The following is a 313-nucleotide window of genomic DNA, read 5'->3' as shown; positions in this document are numbered from 1 at the left end:
CCTGATTGTAGGATGGTGTCCGGCGTACAATACACCTGGCAACACTGGCCTGATAGCTGGCTTACCAGGTAATTTAAGGGACAGACCGAAATGCCATGGAATGGCACAATAATTGCTATAACAATTATAAGAAGCGTTCGGTAACGATAAATAAACAGGCAAGGAGGTCGTACTTGTTTCGCGGTTTAAAGACTAAACCAGGCTCTGGTTCATACTTAAACCGGGTGTGCAGAAATGAATCGTTCGATTGTCAGGGTTGCGAGGTCATGGTTCAAACCGGCAGCCAGATTGTCTCTTTTTTAACGAACTACAG

The sequence above is a fragment of the Syntrophomonas sp. UBA5494 genome (genome assembly GCF_002426325.1).
This window is presented reverse-complemented; position numbering follows the sequence as displayed.